The organism is Ktedonobacterales bacterium, assembly GCA_036557285.1.
GTDB lineage: Bacteria > Chloroflexota > Ktedonobacteria > Ktedonobacterales > DATBGS01 > DATBHW01.
This window is the reverse complement of the sequence record DATBHW010000002.1, coordinates 19,120-38,736: the sequence shown is the minus strand read 5'-3', so window position 1 is coordinate 38,736 and position 19,617 is coordinate 19,120. Positions and strand designations below refer to the sequence as shown.

Annotated in this window: 17 protein-coding genes; 9 read left to right on the top strand and 8 right to left on the bottom strand. The window is 61.5% G+C overall.

Features of this window, described 5'->3' with window-relative positions; genetic code table 11:
• The first annotated feature begins 15 nt into the window (after positions 1 to 15).
• From pdxS to VH599_00310, 7 genes are all read left to right on the top strand, one after another.
• Complete coding sequence (gene pdxS, locus VH599_00340) at positions 16 to 927, top strand: pyridoxal 5'-phosphate synthase lyase subunit PdxS (protein HEY7346732.1); 912 nt, start codon at positions 16 to 18, stop codon at positions 925 to 927.
• A gap of 23 nt (positions 928 to 950) precedes the next feature.
• Positions 951 to 1,421, top strand: coding sequence for a GNAT family N-acetyltransferase (locus VH599_00335; protein ID HEY7346731.1), 471 nt, complete (start codon positions 951 to 953; stop codon positions 1,419 to 1,421).
• 25 nt (positions 1,422 to 1,446) lie between these two features.
• Complete coding sequence (locus VH599_00330) at positions 1,447 to 2,460, top strand: carbon-nitrogen hydrolase family protein (GenBank protein ID HEY7346730.1); 1,014 nt, start codon at positions 1,447 to 1,449, stop codon at positions 2,458 to 2,460.
• Positions 2,461 to 2,533: 73 nt separating this feature from the next.
• Complete coding sequence (locus tag VH599_00325; GenBank protein ID HEY7346729.1) at positions 2,534 to 3,592, top strand: Glu/Leu/Phe/Val dehydrogenase dimerization domain-containing protein; 1,059 nt, start codon at positions 2,534 to 2,536, stop codon at positions 3,590 to 3,592.
• 59 nt (positions 3,593 to 3,651) lie between these two features.
• A complete protein-coding gene (locus VH599_00320; GenBank protein HEY7346728.1) occupies positions 3,652 to 4,284 on the top strand; it encodes an FMN-binding negative transcriptional regulator in 633 nt (210 codons plus the stop codon).
• A gap of 173 nt (positions 4,285 to 4,457) precedes the next feature.
• The gene (locus VH599_00315; GenBank protein HEY7346727.1) at positions 4,458 to 5,816 is read left to right on the top strand and encodes an aminotransferase class V-fold PLP-dependent enzyme; all 1,359 of its coding nucleotides are present in this window, start codon (positions 4,458 to 4,460) and stop codon (positions 5,814 to 5,816) included.
• Positions 5,817 to 5,897: 81 nt separating this feature from the next.
• A complete protein-coding gene (locus tag VH599_00310; protein ID HEY7346726.1) occupies positions 5,898 to 6,437 on the top strand; it encodes a hypothetical protein in 540 nt (179 codons plus the stop codon).
• A gap of 52 nt (positions 6,438 to 6,489) precedes the next feature.
• On the opposite strand, the gene VH599_00305 is transcribed toward VH599_00310, so the two are convergent.
• Both VH599_00305 and VH599_00300 read right to left on the bottom strand, forming a co-directional pair.
• Positions 6,490 to 7,422: a carbohydrate kinase family protein gene (locus tag VH599_00305; GenBank protein HEY7346725.1), complete on the bottom strand. Its 933-nt coding sequence runs from the start codon at positions 7,420 to 7,422 to the stop codon at positions 6,490 to 6,492.
• A gap of 106 nt (positions 7,423 to 7,528) precedes the next feature.
• Complete coding sequence (locus VH599_00300; GenBank protein ID HEY7346724.1) at positions 7,529 to 9,742, bottom strand: transglycosylase domain-containing protein; 2,214 nt, start codon at positions 9,740 to 9,742, stop codon at positions 7,529 to 7,531.
• A 181-nt stretch (positions 9,743 to 9,923) separates the two neighbouring features.
• Between VH599_00300 and VH599_00295 the strand changes: the two genes are divergently transcribed.
• On the top strand, positions 9,924 to 10,934 hold the full coding sequence (locus tag VH599_00295) for a hypothetical protein (GenBank protein HEY7346723.1): 1,011 nt from the start codon (positions 9,924 to 9,926) through the stop codon (positions 10,932 to 10,934).
• Positions 10,935 to 11,092: 158 nt separating this feature from the next.
• Here VH599_00295 and VH599_00290 read toward each other — a convergent pair whose 3' ends face one another.
• The 4 genes from VH599_00290 to VH599_00275 form a co-directional block, all read right to left on the bottom strand.
• Complete coding sequence (locus VH599_00290) at positions 11,093 to 12,040, bottom strand: CoA ester lyase (protein HEY7346722.1); 948 nt, start codon at positions 12,038 to 12,040, stop codon at positions 11,093 to 11,095.
• 50 nt (positions 12,041 to 12,090) lie between these two features.
• Entirely contained in the window at positions 12,091 to 12,540 is a 450-nt protein-coding gene (locus tag VH599_00285) for a maleylpyruvate isomerase N-terminal domain-containing protein (protein HEY7346721.1), read from the bottom strand.
• Positions 12,541 to 12,898: 358 nt separating this feature from the next.
• Positions 12,899 to 13,618: a 16S rRNA (cytidine(1402)-2'-O)-methyltransferase gene (gene rsmI, locus VH599_00280; GenBank protein ID HEY7346720.1), complete on the bottom strand. Its 720-nt coding sequence runs from the start codon at positions 13,616 to 13,618 to the stop codon at positions 12,899 to 12,901.
• Between the two features lie 299 nt (positions 13,619 to 13,917).
• The gene (locus VH599_00275) at positions 13,918 to 14,694 is read right to left on the bottom strand and encodes a rhomboid family intramembrane serine protease (GenBank protein HEY7346719.1); all 777 of its coding nucleotides are present in this window, start codon (positions 14,692 to 14,694) and stop codon (positions 13,918 to 13,920) included.
• Positions 14,695 to 14,986: 292 nt separating this feature from the next.
• Here VH599_00275 and VH599_00270 point away from each other — a divergent pair, with 292 nt between their 5' ends.
• The gene (locus VH599_00270) at positions 14,987 to 15,799 is read left to right on the top strand and encodes an MIP family channel protein (GenBank protein HEY7346718.1); all 813 of its coding nucleotides are present in this window, start codon (positions 14,987 to 14,989) and stop codon (positions 15,797 to 15,799) included.
• On the opposite strand, the gene VH599_00265 is transcribed toward VH599_00270, so the two are convergent.
• Positions 15,796 to 17,310 (bottom strand): hypothetical protein, encoded by a 1,515-nt coding sequence (locus VH599_00265; protein ID HEY7346717.1) that lies wholly within the window; start codon positions 17,308 to 17,310, stop codon positions 15,796 to 15,798. The two genes, VH599_00270 and VH599_00265, sit on opposite strands and share 4 nt — an antisense overlap.
• Positions 17,310 to 19,616, bottom strand: coding sequence for a hypothetical protein (locus VH599_00260; protein HEY7346716.1), 2,307 nt, complete (start codon positions 19,614 to 19,616; stop codon positions 17,310 to 17,312). Before VH599_00260 ends, VH599_00265 begins: the two co-directional genes overlap by 1 nt.
• Position 19,617 lies beyond the last annotated feature (1 nt).

The following is a 19,617-nucleotide window of genomic DNA, read 5'->3' as shown; positions in this document are numbered from 1 at the left end:
GGAGGGAATACGTAAATGGCACAGAATCATGCTCAGCAGAATGGAAAACAGGTTGGCACAGAGAAAGTCAAGCGGGCTTTCCCTGAAATGCTCAAGGGCGGCGTCATTATGGATGTGGTGACGCCCGACCAGGCGAAGATTGCTGAGGAGGCGGGCGCGTCGGCAGTGATGGCGCTGGAGCGTGTGCCTGCCGACATTCGCGCGCAGGGCGGCGTGGCGCGCATGAGCGATCCTGAGTTAGTATCGGGAATCAAGCAAGCGGTGACTATTCCGGTGATGGCGAAGTGCCGCATCGGACATTTTGTCGAGGCGGAGATTCTTCAGGCGCTTGGCATTGATTGTATTGATGAGTCCGAGGTGCTGACGCCAGCCGATGAAGCATTTCATGTGAACAAGCGCGCTTTTACGATCCCCTTTGTGTGCGGGGCGCGCGATCTGGGCGAGGCGCTGCGCCGGATTGGCGAGGGCGCGGCGATGATTCGCAGCAAGGGCGAGGCCGGAACCGGCAATATCGTTGAGGCAGTGCGCCACTTGCGGGCCATTACCGATGGCATCCGCAAGATTCAGGGGCTGCCTGAAGAAGAGTTGATGGCGGAGGCGAAGAACCTGGGTGCGCCCTATGAATTGGTGCGCGAGGTGCGCGAGTTGGGGCGGCTGCCGGTAGTGATGTTCTGCGCGGGCGGCGTGGCGACTCCGGCGGATGCGGCGCTGGTGATGCGGCTGGGGGCCGATGGTGTGTTTGTCGGCTCTGGCATCTTCAAGTCGGAAGACCCGCTGCGCCGGGGCAAGGCGATTGTGAAGGCGACGACGCATTTCCGCGATGCGCAGATTCTGGCGGAGGTGTCGCGTGGGTTGGGCGAGCCGATGCGCGGCCTGGATGTGAAGACGCTGCCCCCAACCGAATTGATGGCTGCGCGCGGCTGGTAGTGCGCAGCAGAGGCGCTGAAGGTATGCTCAGGATCGTTCGGGCGCAATCCGAGCAGGAGATAGGGCGGGTCCGCGAACTCTTTCTGGAATACGCGGCTTCGCTGGGGGTCGATCTGTGCTTTCAGGACTTTGAGCGGGAGCTTGCGGAACTACCAGGGAAATACGCGCCGCCGGAGGGAAGGCTTCTTATAGCCGAAGAGGGCGGGGAGGCGGTAGGGTGTGTGGCGCTGCGAAGGCTCAATGCTGACGTGGGGGAGATGAAGCGGCTCTACCTGCGGCCAACGTTTCGCGGCAGGGGTGTTGGCAGAGGGCTGGCGCTGGCGATTATCGCCGAGGCGCGGGTGATTGGCTATAGTCGTTTGCGCCTGGATACGCTGCCTTTGATGCAGGAGGCACGGGAGCTATATCGCTCGCTGGGCTTCAAGGAGATCGAGCCGTATGTCTATAACCCGATTGAGGGGACGCTGTATCTCGAATTGGCCTTAGATTCTTAAAACCTTGTTGAGATAGGGGTACTTGATGGGACTCGTTGCAGCTGTTCAATCGCCGCCAGTTTATTGTGATGCACTGGCGACGGCCAGGCGCGCCGCTGAGCATATCGCGGAGGCGGCTGAGGCCGGGGCATGGCTGGCAGTGTTCTCGGAGTCGTATATTCCGGGGTATCCCGATTGGGCCTGGCGTGTCGCTGCCCGAACGTCCAGCCCCAGCGCCGAGCCGTTTGCGACGTTTCAGCGGCGTTTTCTGGAGCAGGCGATTACTGTGCCGGGGCCAGAAACCGATCTGATTGCTGAGGCGTGCCGCAAGCATCACATGATGGCGGCTATCGGCGTTACTGAGCGCCCGGCGCGGTCTGGAACGCTCTATAATACGCTGCTGTATTTTGGGGCGGATGGGTCCATTCTTGGGCGGCACCGCAAAATGGTTCCGACGTTTGCTGAGCGGGTCGTGTGGGGCGTGGGGGACGGGACGACGCTGCGCACGATTGAGACTGAGCATGGCATTCTGGGCGGCCTCATCTGCTGGGAGAATTATATGCCGCTGGCCCGCGCGACACTGTACGCGCAAGGCGAGCAGATTCACGTTGCCCCCAATCAGGATGATGGGGAACGCTGGCTGGCGTCTGTGCGCCACATTGCCACTGAGGGCCGTATGTGGGTGGTGAGTGTGGGTATCCTGCTGCGCGAGACTGATCTACCGCGCGATCTGGCGGCGCTGGGCGTGTACGCGCCAGGGGAGGTTATCAATCCGGGCGACAGCGTGATTGTTGATCCGCTGGGGAATATTGTGGCTGGTCCGGCGCATGGGACAGAGACAATCTTGCTGGCTGATGCCGCGCCTGCCCAGGCGCTGCTGGCGCGGCGTGGCTTTGATGCGGTAGGGCATTATGGGCGCGCCGATGTGTTTGATCTGGCGGTTGAGGGAGTAAGCATCCCGCTTCAGATTGGGGATGGCTCGCCGATAAAACAGATGCCGGATGTGATCTGGCAGGTTGCCGACGCGCGGCAAGCGTCTACGTATCAGGAGGATGAATAGCTGAAGTCTGTCGAGCCGATTTGATGATATAGCGCGCGATGGGCGCGTGTTGTCCTCAAAAAAGGGAGTTTGTATGATTGACCCGGTTGCGTTCAGCGTCGAACACAAGCACGAACAGGTCGTAAGTTATTTCGATGATGAAACGGGCTTACGCGCTTTTATTGCTCTGCATAACACCAGGCGAGGGCCAGCGGTGGGCGGCTCGCGGCTGTGGCATTACGACAGCCCACAGGATGCTTTGCTGGATGTGCTGCGCCTTTCGGAAGGGATGACGTATAAAGCGGCGCTGGCCGGTCTGCCGCTGGGCGGTGGCAAAACGGTGATTCTGGCCGATGGCAACGAGCAGGATGCGTCGCTGCGCGCGGCGCGGTTCCGGGTACTGGGCCGCTATATCGAGGCATTGGGTGGCCGCTATATTACGGCTGAGGATGTTGGCACAACGCCGGAAGATATGGCGCAGGCGCGGCGTTCGACTCGTTTTGTGATGGGTACGCCCATTGAGGAGGGCGGCAGCGGTGATCCTTCGCCGATGACGGCGTTTGGGGTGTTGTGCGGGATGAGGGCGTTGGTTGAGGATGTGCTTGGGCGCGATACGCTTGCGGGGGTGCGCGTCGCCATCCAGGGGTTGGGCAAGGTGGGTATGGGCCTGGCGGAACTGCTGGCGCGCGAGGGCGCGGCGGTGATTGGTTCGGATGTGCGTCCCCAGGTGGTTGAGGAGGCCAGAAACCGGCTGAAGATTGAGGTGGTAGAGCCGCAGGCGATCTATGATGTACCCTGTGAGATTTTTGCTCCCTGCGCGATGGGCGCGGTGATGAATGATCGGACTATTCCGCGCCTGGCATGCCGGATTGTGGCCGGCAGCGCGAATAATCAGCTTGAAGAGGAGCGCCACGCCGAGGCGCTGCACGCGCGCGCTATTGTCTACGCGGTGGACTACGTGATCAATTCAGGCGGCTTGATCAATGTGGCGAGCGAGCTAGATGGCTACGATGAGAACAAGGCCCGCGCGCAAACGGCCCAGATTTATTACACGATCAAGCGGATGCTGGAGATTGCCAGAGCAGAGGGTATCTCGACGCAGCGCGCTGCTCATCGCGTGGCGCTTAACATCTTAGGGAACGCTGCAAAGTGAGTCGTCAGGGACGGCGGCGCAGGCGATAATGGTTCGATAATAGAAGGGGTCAACGAGTTATGTACATCCCGCCAGCGTTTCGTGAAGATGATCTTGCCGCGCTGCACGCGCTGATGCGCGAGTATAGTTTTGCGGTTGTGGTGACGCAGCAGGCCAGCGTTCCTATAGCCACACATCTGCCGCTGCTGCTGGAGAGCGAGCGCGGCCCCTATGGGACGCTGCTGGGCCATATGGCGCGGGCGAATGCTCAGTGGAGCGGCTTTACTGGCGAGCAGGAGGCGCTGGTTATTTTTCAGGGGCCACACGCGTATATTACGCCGTCCTGGTATGAGCCGGGGCTGCATGTGCCGACCTGGAATTACGCGACGGTGCATGCGTATGGCAAGCCGCGTGTGATGAAAGATCAGGCGGCTCTCATCAGGCTGCTGCATGCGAGCGTGCAGACGTATGAGGCTGGCTTTGCGCAGCCCTGGAAGCTGGAACTGCCTACCGATTTCTTCCTGAGCAAGCTCAAGGGGATTGTTGGCTTTGAGATGGAGATTACGCGCCTGGAGGGGAAGTTCAAGCTGAGCCAGAATCGCTCTGAAACTGAGCGGGAGCGTGTCGCCGCTGAACTGAAGGAGAGCCAGGACTCGGTGAGCGCGGGCGTGGGTGAAATGATGGGCAAACGGGGCAGCGGTTCTCGCCTGTAGCGTCACCGTCCCTAGCGGCGAAACGGTAGGCTGTCGGAACGTTGGGCTGAAGGGGGGCGTTTGCGCTGGCGAGCGGTTGGCCGCCGAGACGGCGGCGGTACGAAAAGCCGCCGAGACGGCGGTACACGCGCCGAAGTCCTGCCGTCGTTGAATAATGATTGATGAGGCGCTTCATGTATCATGATCTGCTGATGATGGCCGCCGAGCGCGGCATCCGGTACCGCGAAAGGCTTGGGGAGCAGCGGGTGGCTCCGCTGCCGGAGGCGATAGAGCGGTTGGCCGAATTGGGCGGGTCGCTGCCGAATGGGCCGACGAACGCGGCGGCTGTGCTGAAGTTGCTGGATGAGGTTGGTTCTCCGGCCACGGCGACAAGCGCCGGGGGACGCTATTTTGGGTTCGTGAATGGGGGTTCTTTGCCGGTGACGCTGGCGGCGAACTGGCTGGCGGGGGCGTGGGATCAGAATGCGGCGTTTGTGGTGTCGTCTCCGGTGAGCGCGGCGCTGGAGGAGATCGCGCTGTGCTGGCTGCTGGACCTGCTGGGGCTGCCGACGGATTCGGGCGGGGCGTTTGTGACAGGGGCGACGATGGCGAATTTCACGGCCCTGGCGGCGGCCCGGCATGCCCTGTTGGAGCGGGCGGGCTGGGATGTGGAGTCTGATGGGTTGTATGGCGCGCCGCCGCTGACGGTGGTGGTTGGGGAGGAGGCGCATGCTTCGCTGCTGAAGGCGCTGGGGCTGCTGGGGCTGGGTCGGCGGCGAGTGGTAACAGTTCCGGTGGATGGGCAGGGTCGGATGCGAGCGGATGTGTTCCCAAGGCTGGCTGGTCCGGCGATTGTGTGCATTCAGGCTGGGAATGTGAATACCGGCGCGTTCGATCCGGCAGGCGAGATTTGCGCGCTGGCGCACGAGGCGGGGGCGTGGGTGCATGTGGATGGAGCGTTTGGCCTGTGGGCTGCCGCCGCGCCTGAGCGGGCGCATCTGGCGGCGGGCGTGGCGAATGCTGATTCGTGGGCGACAGACGCGCATAAATGGCTGAATGTTCCCTATGACAGCGGGCTGGCTTTTGTACGGCGCGCTGAGCATTTGCGTGGCGCGATGGCGCTGAGCGCGGCCTATCTGATCCAGGGGGAGGCACGTGAGCCGTTACAATATACGCCGGAGGCATCGCGGCGAGCGCGAGGTGTGGAAGTCTGGGCGGCGCTGCGGGCGCTTGGCCGAGAGGGTGTGGCCGATCTGGTGGAGCGGACGTGTCGGCACGCGGCGCGCTTTGCGGAGGGCCTGCGGGCGGCGGGCTATCGTGTGCTGAACGATGTGGTGATCAATCAGGCGCTGGTGTCGTTTGGGGATGATGATCTGACGCGCCGGGTGATCGCTCGGCTTCAGGCTGATGGGACGTGCTGGTGCGGCGGGACGGTCTGGCAGGGGCAGGCGGCGATGCGGATCAGTGTGTCTTCCTGGGCGACGACGGAGGCGGATGTGGATCGCTGTTTGGCGGCTATGCTGCGCATCGCTGGGGAGGAGCGCGAGCGATAAGCTCGCCAGTTTTCTTCAGCAGTTGTAGATAGCCTGGGTGCTTTTTCTTGGAACTGCAAGGAAAGGGGCAGGTGAACACCGATGATTAGGTTTCGGGGATTGCTGCAAGGACTCACCTTTATCGGAGCGGGTGCGCTATTTATCCCCTTCTTTCCAGCCTGCTCCAGTCCGCCGCCTGTGGATTGGGTGGTGCCGCAGCCTACTCAGAGCGAGGTCTATAATTATGTTGCTATTCTGGGGCCAGCGAACGCAACCCTGGTTAAGGGAAGTAATTATTACCTCCTTCAACCAGGAGTTCAGATTGAGATCATTCGACAGCCGGTGGCTTATGGGGTGGGCGAACGCGCTGTTATTTTCTTTGCTGAAAAATTGATTGGTCCATTCCCATCTCTTGAGGCAGCTCAGCCAGTACCCTCGGACCAGTTTGAGAGCGCCAGTCCGGTTGTAGCTTCGACCTTACCCTATCACATTGAAAATTGGATCAAGGTCACTCGTATCAGTACGCTTCAGCTACCCTTGCACCATGAGGAGGGATATTACTGGCTTTTGGAAAAGGTATGTCATCAGGGAGAGACTAACAACTTTTGCGCCGAAGGAGGAACTATTCTCAGCATTTCTTAGTATCTTCTCACCCGGCATTTCAACAATACATGCCAAAGCCTGGAGAACGATATTATTCGAGGGCGAGGATGCGCTGGAGGGAAGCGATGTTTTCGCTGTCGGGGCGGTGTTCGGTGTGGAGCGCACCGCAGTGGGCGGCGAGCGTTTGCCCCCAGTGATGGCTGCGCCCGGCAGCGAGGCCAGCGAGGATGGCGGCGGTATAGGCGTCTCCGGCTCCGGCGGTGCTGATCGGCTGGCTGGGGACGGCGGGTTGTTCGATGGTTGAGCCGTCGGCCTCGAAGCGGATGGAGCCAGCGGGGCCGCGCTTGAGATAGACGCAGCGCGCGCCGAGGGCGAGCGCAGCTTGTGCGGCTGCTTTGCTGTCGCTGAGGTTGAAGAGGCGCTGCCATTCTTCTTCGTTGCCCAGGGCGATGTGGGCCAGCCCGATGAGACGCAAGAGGAGTGCTGGCTCCATTTGATGGACGAGCGGCGCGAGGTCAAAGACCATCTGTGCGCCTGCTGCTACGAGAGCCGTGCAGGGGTCTGCGATGTGGCGCTGGGCGTCGGGCGAGAGCAGGGTATAGGCAGAGAGGTAGAAGAGGGATGATCTGGCGGGTAGGGGGCGCGGCGGCAGGTCGGGCGGGACGAAGCTGATCATGGCTTTTTCGCCATCGGGCAGGGTGAGGATGAAGACTTCGCTGATCTGTGGGACGAGCGGGCAGGCGGTGGTGTCGCAGTGGGCGAGGGCCTGCGCTGCTCTGGCGTCGAGGATGGACCAGAGGCGAGTGGTTGGCGGGGCGTCGGGATAGAGGCTTGCCTGGGCGAGTAGATGCAGCCAGCGGGCGACGTGGCTGACTGTGCCACCGAGCAGGCGCTGGCGGTTGGTGGCTCGCGCTTCGCGGCTGGGCATGGGGAGATGTGGGACGGCCAGATGGGTGTCCCAGACGACATCGCCAATGAGGTCAATGGCGGCGGGAAGTTTGGTTGTGTTGGATGGGTCTGGCATAGGCTGATAGATTCTCCACGAGACGACGGCGGTATGGGCATCTGCGCACGAGCTGTGCCTTTCGTTTAAACGTTAGTGTAGCATGCCGGGCTATCAAGAGTAGGTTTCAGGATTTGCCCCGGATGATGGCGTTTGCCGGGACGGTTCCGGGGAGATACCAGTCGGTGCTGGTGACGCCATCAGGGTAGGCGACGGTGGCGCGAATGAGGCCATGCGGCAAGATGAAGTTGTTGATGGGGTGGCCCTGTTCAGCGGCAAGCATAGCGTCGTGCCAGATGGGGGCTGCGCCATCAACGCCGCTGACGGCTCTCATCGGAGAGCCGTTATTGTTGCCGGCCCAGACGCCCAGGACAAAATCGGTGGTATAGCCAACCGTCCAGTTGTCCCTGAAATCTTGAGTGGTGCCGGTTTTGACGGCTGCGGGGCGCACAATGCCGGTGTCGCCGCGCTGGCAGCGCGGGCTGTATGGCGTGCCGTTATAAAGCATGAGCGGGCTGCATACGCCGAACTCGTACTGGCGCGCTCTGTCGTCTGAGAGGACGTTGGTCATCAGTCCGGCTATCTGGGGGCTGATGATTTGCAGACGGTGTGGCTGGGGATGCTGATAGAGGATTTTGCCGAATTGGTCGGTGATGGTTTGGATGGCAAAGGGTGGGACGCGCACGCCGCCGTTAGCGAAGACGCCATAGGCGGAGGTTTCGTCTAAGAGTTTGACGCCGAGGCCGCCCAGGACCATAGAGGGGCCAGGGGAGCCTTCATAGGTGGTAATGCCCATGCTTTCGGCGGTGGTGAGTGAATTGGGGATGCCTGCAAAGAGGAGGGTCTTCACAGCAGGGACGTTGAAGGAGTTTTGGAGGGCATAGCGGAGCGTGACGTTGCCGTGAAATTTGCCGTCGTAGTTCTGTGGCGAGTAGGGCGGCTGGCCGCTGTCCGGCGGAGCGGGTAGGCTGAAGGGGGTGTCGCTGATGGGGGTGCCAGGCGACCATCCTTTCTCGAAGGCGGTGGCATAGACGAAGGGCTTGAATGATGAGCCAGACTGACGCAGCCCCTGAGTGGCGACATCGAACTGGCCCATGATGTTCGGGTCGTTGTAGTCAATGCTGCCGAGCAGGGTGAGGATGGCTCCGGTATGATAGTCAATGAGGACGACGGCGGAGTTGCTCATGTTATGGGCGGCAGCCATGGCTTTGATGTGGCTGCGGGCAATCTGGAGGATTTGCTCCTGGAGGGAGATGTTGAGGGTGGTGTAGATGCGCAGGCCGGAGCGGCTGAGGTCGCCTGCCGAGATGACGTGCTGGTTAATGAGGGTCTGGACCTGTTGCAGGACGTAGGTGGAGAATTGAGGCGCGAGGTTCGGCGGCAGGCTGCCCGGTTTGAGGAAGCCTGGCGCGCCTGCTTCTTTTTGCGCTTGCGCGGCTTGCGCGGGGGTAATATACCCTTGTACGACCATTTGATGCAGGACGGCTTTTTGGCGCTCCAATGCGCCTGGGAGATTGATAAATGGGTTGAGGATGCTGGGCGAGCGCGGCAAGCCAGCGAGCAGGGATGCTTGGGCGAGATTGAGCTGCGCGGCGGCAGGGCGGCCCGGTTGATCGTTGAGGCCGAAATAAGTGTGGGCAGCGGCGTCTATGCCATAGGATTGGGAGCCGTAGAAGATGGTGTTAAGATACAGGGTGAGAATCTCCTGTTTGGAGATTTCACGGGTGAGGCCGAGGGCGAGAATCATTTCGCGCAGTTTGCGGTCCAGGGTGACTTCGGGGCCGACCAGGGCATTCTTGATGAGTTGTTGGGTGATGGTGCTGGCGCCAGAGACGATCTCACTGGAGTGGATGTTTTCCAGGGTGGCGCGGACGACGGCCTGGAAGTCAACGCCTTGATTGGTCCAGAAGTCTTTGTCTTCGATAGCAATCGTGGCGTTTTGCAAGACTTTGGGCGTCTGGCTTAATGAGACGGTTGTTTGTGCGCCTTGATCGGCGAGTTCATAGATTTCTTTGCCCTGGGCGTCGAAGATTTTGAGGCTGTCTCCAGACAGGTCACTGCCGATATGGGCGAGGGCGTTTTGTTCTGATTGGTAGTAGAGCAGGCTGCCGCCAATGAGGGCTGTGATGATCATCGCCAGCGAGGCGACGGGCAGAACGACGCCGAGCGTGAACGAGTGGATTAGTGTGTGTCTGCGCTGGGCTGCCTGGCAATTGCTGCGGCGCAACGCTTTGCGCTTGCGGCGCCCGCGTATGACGATGCGCAGGTGGGAAGGGTGTTTTCTGGTGTGACGGACACGCGGGAAGGCGGTTGGCCGGGGCCGCCAACCTGGCGACTGCATTTCTGACCGAGTGCTGTCTGGTTGAAAAGGATGCTGCGAGGCGTGTTCCAGGCTCATTTGCATAGCGTTTTCTAGTTATTGGAGCATAGACTAACAGAGGGAAAAGCGGTAGGGATTGTTGCAAAGGCTATGCCAGTAGGCTGAGCATTGCAGGAGAAAACGAGGGCAGAAGGCAGGGCGCATGCGTATTCAACGGCTTGCGAAAGAGAATCAGTCTATGCAGGGACTGGGGAAGCGGGCGTGGTATCAGCGGCACAGCCCCGGCCATCTGGAGGCGATTGAGGCGCTGGTGATGGCGGCGCTGGAGACGCAGCCCCAGCCGATAGGGCGTGTGGCAATCCTGGGGGCGGGGGCGTGTACGGAGTTGCCACTGGAAGAAATGGCGCGGCGCGTTGAGGAGGTGGCGCTGGTTGATCTGGATGAGTTTGCGCTGCAACAGGCGCGCCGACGCCTGAATACGGCGCTTCAGGGGCGGGTGCGGCTGGTGATTGCGGATGTGACGGGTGGGGTGAGTGTGTCGCTGGAGCGGGCGCTGATGGGGCAGCGTTGGCAGGCGCTCAAGGCGCAGGGGGCTGACGCGGTGCTGTCTGCGGTGGCGGGCTGCCTGGATCGCTGCGAGGTTCCGCAGCCGCCGGAACTGGGTGAACTGCGGGCGGGGCGATGCGGGGTGGTGATTAGTTCGCTGGTGGTGACACAGCTCTGGAGCTATCCGCTGCTGGATGTGACCGATCTGTTGAATACGCTGGATCCGGCGCTGGCAGGCCAGCAGCACGAACACGCGGCGCTGGGTCCGGCGATTGAACGCTTTAAGCTGCGCGTGGCGCGGGGGCATGTGCTGCTGCTGGCGCGGCTGCTGCGTCCGTCAGGGAGGGCCGCGCGAGCGACCAACGGGAGCGAGAATGCCGAGGCTCAGCCGAGGCAAGCGGCCCTCCCCGGAGGGGTAGCGGTGTTGATTGCGGAGGACGAGGGACGGCTGACGCCGCAGCAGGGACAGGAGGCGCTGGGGTTGGATGCGCCCGCGCCGCTGGCGCTGCTGCCTGATGGGTTTGACGGGCTGGTTGAGGAGTTGTTTACGCGGGCGGAACCGGCGCGCGGGTGGGAGTGGATTTCTGATTGGCCGTCTGCGGTGCGGGCGGGACGGACGTATCATGTACGGGGGTACGTGCTGAAGCCCAGGCAGGCGGGCGGGTGAAGCCAAGCCCTGGCGGTTGAAACCGCGTCTAGGGGCTGCGCCACCAAGTCTGTCTGCACAGGCTCCCGCCCCAGGAGGCGCGGCGGGCGCTCGGAAGGGCGGCGTGGGTGATGGCGCGGCGGTTGGCCGCCTGGAAGGCGGCGCTACAAGTGGTTGCGCTATGGGCGAGAGTCGTCGGCTTCTTTTGCTTCGATGGCTTGCTGGCGCTGCAAGATGGTCTGGGCCATGCGGATGTTGGCGGCGTCAATCATTTTGCCGCTGACGCTGATGGCTCCGCGCCCCGCGGCGCTGGCCTGTTCGTAGGCGTCTACGACGGTGTGCGCGCAGGTCAATTCGTCGGGCGTGGGGGCGAAGATGCGATTGGCGGTAGGGAGTTGGGCGGGATGGATGCACTGCTTGCCGTCGAAGCCCATAGCGAGGGCGACTTTGCAGGCGCGCTCGAAGCCAGCTTCATCCTTGAAATCGGCGTAGGGGCCGTCCATGCAGCGCAGATTGTTGGCGCGCGCGGATGCGACGATGGCGTGCATGATGGCGTGCCAGCGGTGGCCCGGATAGATGGCGTCGTGGAGGTCCGGCTCGCCGATGTTTGCGAGGGGCATGCGCATGGAAGCGGCGTAATCACCGGGGCCGAAGATGAGCGCCTCCAGGCGAGGGGCGCTCTGAGCAATTTCGCGGAGCCAGACGAAGCCGCTGGCGGTTTCGATCTGTGCTTCGATGCCGATGTGCTGCGAGAGATGCTGGCGCATTTCGATCTGCGAGAGGAGAGTATCGAGAAAGCGCACGTCGCTGGCATCGCGGGTCTTGGGCAGCATGATGAGGTCTAGCTGCGCTCCGGCAGCTTCGACGATTTCGATGATGTCACGATAGGCGAAAGGGGTGTCGAGGGCGTTGATGCGCAGCATGCGCGTGCGCCTGCCAAAGTCGAGGTGTTGCAGCGCCTGAATGACGTTGGCGCGGCTGGCTTCTTTCTGGTCGAGCGCAACAGCGTCTTCGAGGTCGAGGCAGATGGCATCTGCGGCGCTGCGCGCGGCTTTCTGTATCATGTCGGGGCGCGAGGCCGGGACGAAGAGCATGCTGCGCGTGAGCCGCGCTGTTGAGTCAGTCATGTAGCCCTCCTGGGAGGATGATCCTGCAAAATTGCTGCCGAACGTGATTTTCAGGCGATCAGGCTTTTCAATTGGTCGGCGTGTTCTTCATAATGCTCGCTGAGTATTTCGAGCCATCCAACAAAGCCGCTTTGGGCGGCCAGGTCTTCTGGTTGGACGGCGGCGATGGCTTCTTCCAGGCCGCGATGCACGCTGCGCAGTTCTTTGATGGCTTGGTGGTATGAGAAATGTTGACGGGCTGCGACGGAGCGGGCGTTAAATGCGTTGATTTCGCTGCTGGTGTAGGGGGTATCTTCGGTTGGGCCTGCGAGGAAGCGCCAGAAGCGTTCGGTGGCTTCGTGGTCCCAGCCAGTGAGGTGAGCGACGAGATCTCGCAGGGACCATTGGCCGTCAATGGTCCCTTGTTCGTGTAATCCAGGGTGGAGGTGATTGCAGACTTCTAAAAAGCTGGCATAAGCGGCGGCGAGCCGTTCTTGTAGGGCTGTCCAGTCTTCGCTCACGGGCGATCTCCTTGTTGGCCTTCTATCATATGTGGTTGAAGAGCGGCGTTGGACTTATGAGGCTGCCCTCTGTACTGACCCAGCGGTTGGCTGCCAGAGGCGGCGGTACAGGTGCTATGCAGCCAGTTTTGGTCTTATGTAGGACCATCCTTGTATTAAAAAAGTAATCTGGCGCAGTAGGCATTCGCATTTCATATAGCCTTAATGGAGGCCAGTCTCTTAGCGGGCGCATTATACAACACGCGAGGACTGATACCATGTCCTGCTGGATGCTTGCGAGTACCGCTGGCAGATTGCCTGGAAGGTGGCTAACTGCCTAGCCGTCTGGAAGGCGGCGTTACAAGTGGCTGGCGCGGCGTTATACATCATCGCTCGCTTCTGCTTCTTCGTCTGGTCTGTTCGCGCCTTTGTCGGCTCCGGCGATGACGATGATGTATTCGCCTCTAGGCTGCGATTGTGATTGGGTGGTGGATGCGAGCAGCGCGGAGAGGGGAGCACGCTGGATAGCCTCGAAGAGTTTGGTGAGGTCGTTGGCGAGGGCGGCCTGTCTGTCGCCGTAGACGGCCAGGGCGTCTTTGAGGAAGGGGGCGAGGCGGTAAGGGCTTTCGTAGAAGACGAGGGTGTGGGGCGAGTGTTTGTCGAGTTCGAGAAAGCGGCGGCGCGGGCCAGGCTTGCGGGGAGGGAAGCCGCGAAAGGTGAAGCTGTGGACGGGGAGGCCGGAAAGGACGACGGCCATGATGAGGGCGGTGGGGCCGGGGATCATGGTGAGAGGGATGTTGGCTTCGATGGCGCGGCGCACGAGGGTGAAGCCAGGGTCGGAGATGCCAGGGGTACCGGCGTTGGTGACGAGAGCGACGGATTTTCCCTGCTGGAGCAGGCCGATGATGCGCGCTCCGGCCTGCTGTTCGTTATGTTCGTGGAAGGCGATCTGAGGCTTTTTGAGGTCGAAGTGCTTGAGGAGGATGCCGGTTTTTCGGGTGTCCTCGCTGGCGATGAGATCAACTGTGCGGAGGGTTTCCAGAGCGCGCAGGGTGATGTCACCAAGATTGCCGATGGGTGTTGCGACGAGATAGAGCATGGCGCTCCTTAGAAAGAGATTTTTTTATCCCCTCCACCAGATATGGGGCTGGGGGATATTGTACCATTGAGACCCCCAGCGACCATATCTGCGAGGCTTCCGGCCTTTCGAGGCCAGGGGTCAGCGATGTGGTCGTTCCATTTTCTGCGCAGTCCACTGCGAGAAAGGGGAGTCTCTGATGGTTTGGTTTTCATCTGCTTCTCTTCCCTGGTATGCAGCGCAGCGGTTAGCCGCCTTCCAGGCGGCGCTACAAGTGGCCGCCGAGACGGTGGCGGTACAGGCGGCATGTGCTTTGCGAGTTACCAGCGGGTGTTTGGAGGGGGCGGCCAGCGGGGGTAGGTGCTGCGCCGTTGGGGAGGGTTCTGGAAAGGCCGGAGGAGCAGAGCGATGAGGAGGCCAGCGACAAAGCCGCCAATGTGGGCGAAGTAGGCGACGCCACCTGCCGCTTGCTGAGTCTGGCTGGAGAGCGAGGCGACGCCATCGAAGAATTGCAAGGCGAACCAGAGGCCGATCAAGATGAGGGCTGAGATTCTGGTGATGGTGACGAAGATGCCCAGGAAGATGAGGGTGGTGACGCGCGCGCCTGGGAAGAAGACGGCATAGGCGGCGAGGACTCCGGCGATGGCTCCGCTGGCGCCGAGGCTGGGGATGGTGGAGTTGGGGTCTACGAAGGTTTGAGCCAGGGCGGCGACGATGCCACAGAGGAGATAGAAGAGGAGATAGCCGAGATGGCCCATGCGGTCTTCGACGTTATCGCCGAAGATATAGAGAAAGAGCATGTTGCCGCCGATATGCAGCCAGCCAGCATGCATGAACATGGAGGTGAAGAGGGTGAGCCAGACGGGAGAGGGTGTGCTGTAAGGGAAAGGCTGAGGAAGCTGGCTGGCGAACAGGATGGTTTGCGGGATGTTGTGGGTGAGCGCCGCCGGAACGAGGCTGTAGGCGAAGATGAATGCCTGGATCTGCGGTCCCTGGTTCAGTTCCAGCAGGAAGACGACGATGTTGATGGCAATGAGGGTGTAGGTGATGAATGGGAAGCGTCGTCGTTGGCCCGTATCGTCTTTGAGTGGAATCACGGATGGGTTCCCCTTCGGGTCGCTGGTCAGGGCTACAAAATAAGCCCTGGCTGGAATGAGATCAGGGTTTCTGGAAGATGGAGACGCAATAGTTGTGCCGTTTGGGGAGATTGTATGGCACGCTCGCGGTTTTGGCAAATGTGACAAAGATGGCAGGATGGCTTACGCTTGCGCTTGGGATTCTTTCCCTGTATAGTACGGCTTAACGTAGGCCGAGAGGCAGGATGGTTCTTGTCCTGGTTCCCTCCCGCCGGGCCACGTGAAATTAGTGTGTAGGAAAGAGGATTTTTGTATGGCGGCACAGCGCGAACCATCAATTATTCAGCGTTCGTTGGCTGAGGTGGTGGGAACGTTCTTATTAGTTTTTATCGGCGCAGGCGCGGGGACTTCGCTGACAGCGGCTTTTCAGGAAGGTGGCCCTGGCGGGCTGGTACTGGTGGCGCTGGCGCATGGTCTGGCGCTGCTGGTGGCGGTGTATGCGATTGGGAAGATTTCGGGGGCGCATGTGAACCCGGCGGTGAGCATTGCGCTGGCGAGTGTGGGGAAGCTGGCGTGGGGGGATGCGATTTATTATTTTGTTTCGCAGGCGATTGGGGCGACGCTGGGGGCGCTGGGTGTGCTGGTGGTTTTTGGGCGCGATGCGGCGCTGGCGGCAGGCGTCGGGGCGACGACGTTTAACGCGGTATGGACGCATCCGCTTCAGGCGGCGGGGATCGAGGCGCTGGGTACGTTTATTCTGGTGCTGGCGATTGTGAGTACGGCGGCTGATAAGCGTTCGCCCGCTGGCTGGGCCGGGCTGGTGATCGGCTTTGCGCTGGCGGCGGCGATTATGGTGGCGGGTCCGGCTACGGGGGCGTCGGTGAATCCGGCGCGGACGTTTGGGCCAGATATTGTACTGACGCTTTTTGGTAAGGATGGGCATTGGAACCAGTACTGGGTGTATGCGGCGGGGCCGATTGTGGGGGGTGTGGTGGCTGCCTGGCTGTATCGTTTGATTGCCCGGCCAGATGAGGCTGAGCGGGTGGAGCGCCCAGCAGCTTCTAAGCCTGCGGTGAAGCCTGCCGGACAGACGGCAGGAGCAAAGGTGGGGGTGAAGCGGCGCTAGTGGAGCTTGCTTTCTTCTAGGAGCCGACGGCCCAGGATAACGGTGTCGCGGGCGACTTGCTGCGGGTTGGTGATGGTGTAACCGTGTGTGGCCTTGATGCGCTCGCGGATGAGTTTGAAGCCAAGGTCGAAGGTTTCCTGGGAGATGACGCCGAGGTGGCGAAGCTGCTCCAGGCGGGGGCCAAATTGCTGCGGGATATGGCGGGCGCGCTGGTTCAAGAGCGCGCCCGCTACGTTTTCGAGGGCGGGGAAAAGCAGGCTGAGGCCATCTTCGTATTTTTCAGCGCCGAAGTGGACCAGGGCGGTTTGGATGGTGTCGCGTTTTTCGCGGGCGGCTTCGTTTTGCATGGCGAGCCGGGCGAGATCGCGGTATTCGTCTTCGTCGGTGCGCGCGGCGTCGGCAGGGAGGTCACGCAGGAAGGCGGCGAAGCCTTCGCCAAAGGGGAGGTAATGCTGGCTCTCGTCGGCCAGGCGGAGAAGAGCGTGCTGCTGGGCGAGGGTTTTGAGCAAGGTGGTTTGTTCATCACCCACCAATTGAGCTGCGATGGGCTGCTCTTTATCCAGCAGGGCGGCCAACAGGGTTTGACGCTGCGGGGTGGTGAGATTTTCCCAAAGTTCGCTGTAGAGGGGGCCTGCTGCGGCGGTGTAGCGATGAATGGTGTCGGAAAGGGCGGCGCGCGAGGCCATGCGGCGGGCAAAGCGGGCCTGGTAGAAGTGCCAGCCGATGAGTTGCAGGAAGGCGGGATGCGGCCCAGCCAGGTTGACGAGGGCGGCGCGCTCTTCGGGGGTGATGGCGCGGCCACTGCGCCGAAAGGTTTCTTCCAGCAGTTCTTCGGCTTCCTGATCGCTCAGCAGGCCCAGCGTGATGTGACGCAGCGAGCTAAAAAAGGGCGCTTGCGCGATGTCGGGGTTCTCCAAGAGATCAAGCAGGGGACGCTCGCTGGCAAGCACCCAGGCGGCGTTATAGGATTGGGCGCAGGAGCGAAGCTGAGTAAAGAACTCTTCGTTGAAAGCTCTAGGGTTCCGGGCGACGGCGGTGAAGTCATCGAGCAGGAAATGGAAGCGGTAGCCAGCGCCGCTGGCAGTGTCGAGCAGTTCACGAAAACGCTCCAGGGGGCCAGTAAGGTCTCCAGAGCCGGGTTTGGGGAGGGCAAGCGCCGAGAGTTGTTTGCGCATTTCGGGGAGCAGGCGCTGGTAGAAGCGGTCAACGTGCGCGTTGGCAAGGTCGCTCATAGGGAGCAAGATTTCGATGGTACGCGCCAGGCGTTCGGCTTGCGCTGTTGAGAGGTCGGTCGGGGCAGATGTGGGCGCGTAGCGGCAGGCAAGCAGATGATAGAGCAGGGAGGTTTTGCCGATGTGGGCGGGGCCAACGATGACCAGGCTCTGAGGCTGTTCGCTGTCGAGCAGGTAGGAGGAGAGCAGGCGCAGTTCGCGCTGACGGCCTCGGAAGGCTGCCAGGTCGTAAGTGGGTTTGTTGGGTGAAAAAAGGTTGTGTTTCGCTGGGTTTTGCACTAGGTTCTCCGATGCTGCTGGCGCTCGCGCTCTTCGCGCGCTACGCGGTCAAGGCGTTTCTGGTCGCGCATCCATTGGCGGAAGAGGTCAACCTGAAAGGCGATGTGTTCGCCGCCGCCGCCATCTTTCATGAGGTCGCGCAGGGTAAGCTGGCGAATGGCCTGCTCAAATTCGGTTTCGCCGGAGACCAGTTTTTTGTCGCGGAGCAGGGCAAAGAGAGCTTTGCGGTGGCAGGAGCCACCGAGCGTGGTGATGAGTTCAGCGGCTCCTGCCAGGGCATAACGCTCCAGGGAGCTGACATCGTTGGCAAAGAGGATGGAAGCGAACTGGGTGCTGCCTTCTTCGAGGACGACGGGCAAGACGCGCTCTATGTCGGCGCGGGTGGCGCGCTGTTTCTGGCGATCATTGAGGTAGTTGAAGAGGACGCTGCACAGCAGTTGGACGTAATAGGGGTAGCTGGAACTGAGGGCGATGATGAGGTCAACGGCGTCGTCATCGTAGTTTACGTTCTGGTCGCGGACGGGTTCGCGGATGAGGCGGCGGGCGTTCTGGTCGTCGAGGGAGCGCAGGATATGGGTGGGTCCGATGCCAAAGAGTGCGGCTTCGTGCTGGCGAACGATGTCTTCGAGGCGCATGGTGCCAGCGAGGATAAAGTCTATGTGGCGGGCTTCTTGAATGTCGGCGCGCAGCACCCAGTAGACATCTTTGTCGAGGACGCCAGCGGCGCGGCGCTCTTCGATGATCTGGAACTCGTCGAACATGAGGACGAGGCCAGCGCCTTTGGCGGCGGGCGCTTGCGAGAACCGGGTTCCCGCGCTCTCGCTCCCGTTGGTCGCTCGCGCGCCCGCGCCGCCAATGGCTTCCTGGGCGGCTTCGAGGTAGTTATGCCAGGTCTGAGCAAAATCGGCCTGGAAGTCGGCCAGGCGCGGCTGGGCAAGGGGGTAGTCGTGATGGTGCAAGGTTTTGTAGATGCTGTAGCTCATTTTATAGAAGAGTGTGGCACTGGTGAAGGGGATGTAGCTGTCTATGGGCAGGTAGATGGGGATGCGGGGGGCGAGGATGGATGGGATTGATTTTTTGCCTTCGAGATGGCGCAGCAGGGAGGTTTTGCCGGTGCGGCGGTGGCCTTCAAGGATGACGACGCGGCCCTGTTCTTCGTCGGCGCTGTGGCTGAGGTTGGAGCGGAGATATTCGAGGTCGCGCTCGCGGCCATAGAACATTTTGAGGGTGGTGATGGGCTGGCCGGGGATGTATGGGTTGGCCCAGAAGACCTGGCGCAGTTCGCGGCCACGCGGGGCGCGCACGTCGGCCTGACGCGCACCGACGAGACGCAGGGTTTCAATACGCGCGCGGATGGCTTCCACCGGGACAGCGAGACGCCGGGCAAGGTCTTCGTCGGGCTGAGAGAGATAGTGATCTATGAGGTAGGCGTCAGCTTCAGGTGTCCAGCCATCAGGGGTTTCTGGCGGCTGTGGCAGATGGTCGCTGTCAGGCGCGGTGTTGGTTTGTGGAGGCTGAAGGGTTTCCGATGGCTTCACGGGTGGCGCGGCAAGCGCGGAGATGAGCGCGACGGTGGCGCTGGAGGCGACGGTGGGGTCGTCGCAAAGCTGCCCGACGGCTGCGCAGCAGCGATCCAGCGATTGGAGGTCGGTGTCGCTCAGTGGGGAGTGGAGGGCGAGGCGTTCAGCCATGTAGAGAAGCTTGTTGATATGTTCGCTGATTTTGCTGGTGTCGTAGGAACGAACGAGCGCGTAGTAGTGTTCGCGTGCGATGCTGAGGCGCTTGATGGCCTGGTCGCGGCGTTCTTGTTGACGCTGGGCGGCATACTGGAGCATCTCTCTGAGTTCGCCGCTAAGCTGCCTTAAGATGCGCTGGGCAAGGTGGTAGTGTTCTGCGAGTATGTGGGCGCTGGCCTCTTCGCGCAGGCGCGCGATGCGCTGGGCGTCGTCGGGGCTGAGGGGCATGGGTGATTTGTCAAGAGCTTGCTGGCTGCGCTCCTGGCGGTCCTGGCACTGGATGAGCCACGCGCTGCGCTGGCTTTCGACGTAGCGGTCAAGGTCGGGGCTGGTACAGGAGATGGCGAGGCGGCGAGCGAGGGCGATGTCGCCTTCTTTGGCGAGACGGCGCGCCCACGCGGCGCGGTCCAGGCCACTTGCCAGGTCGTCGGTGAGATATTTCAGATAGTCGGTATAGGTGAGGTCGTGCGCCTGGACCTGCTGGGCGGCATGCGGCGCGGCAAGCAGGTCTTCGCTCTCCAGGAGGAGGGCACGCGGGACCAGATGGGCAGGGGTGGTTCGTTCGGTCATC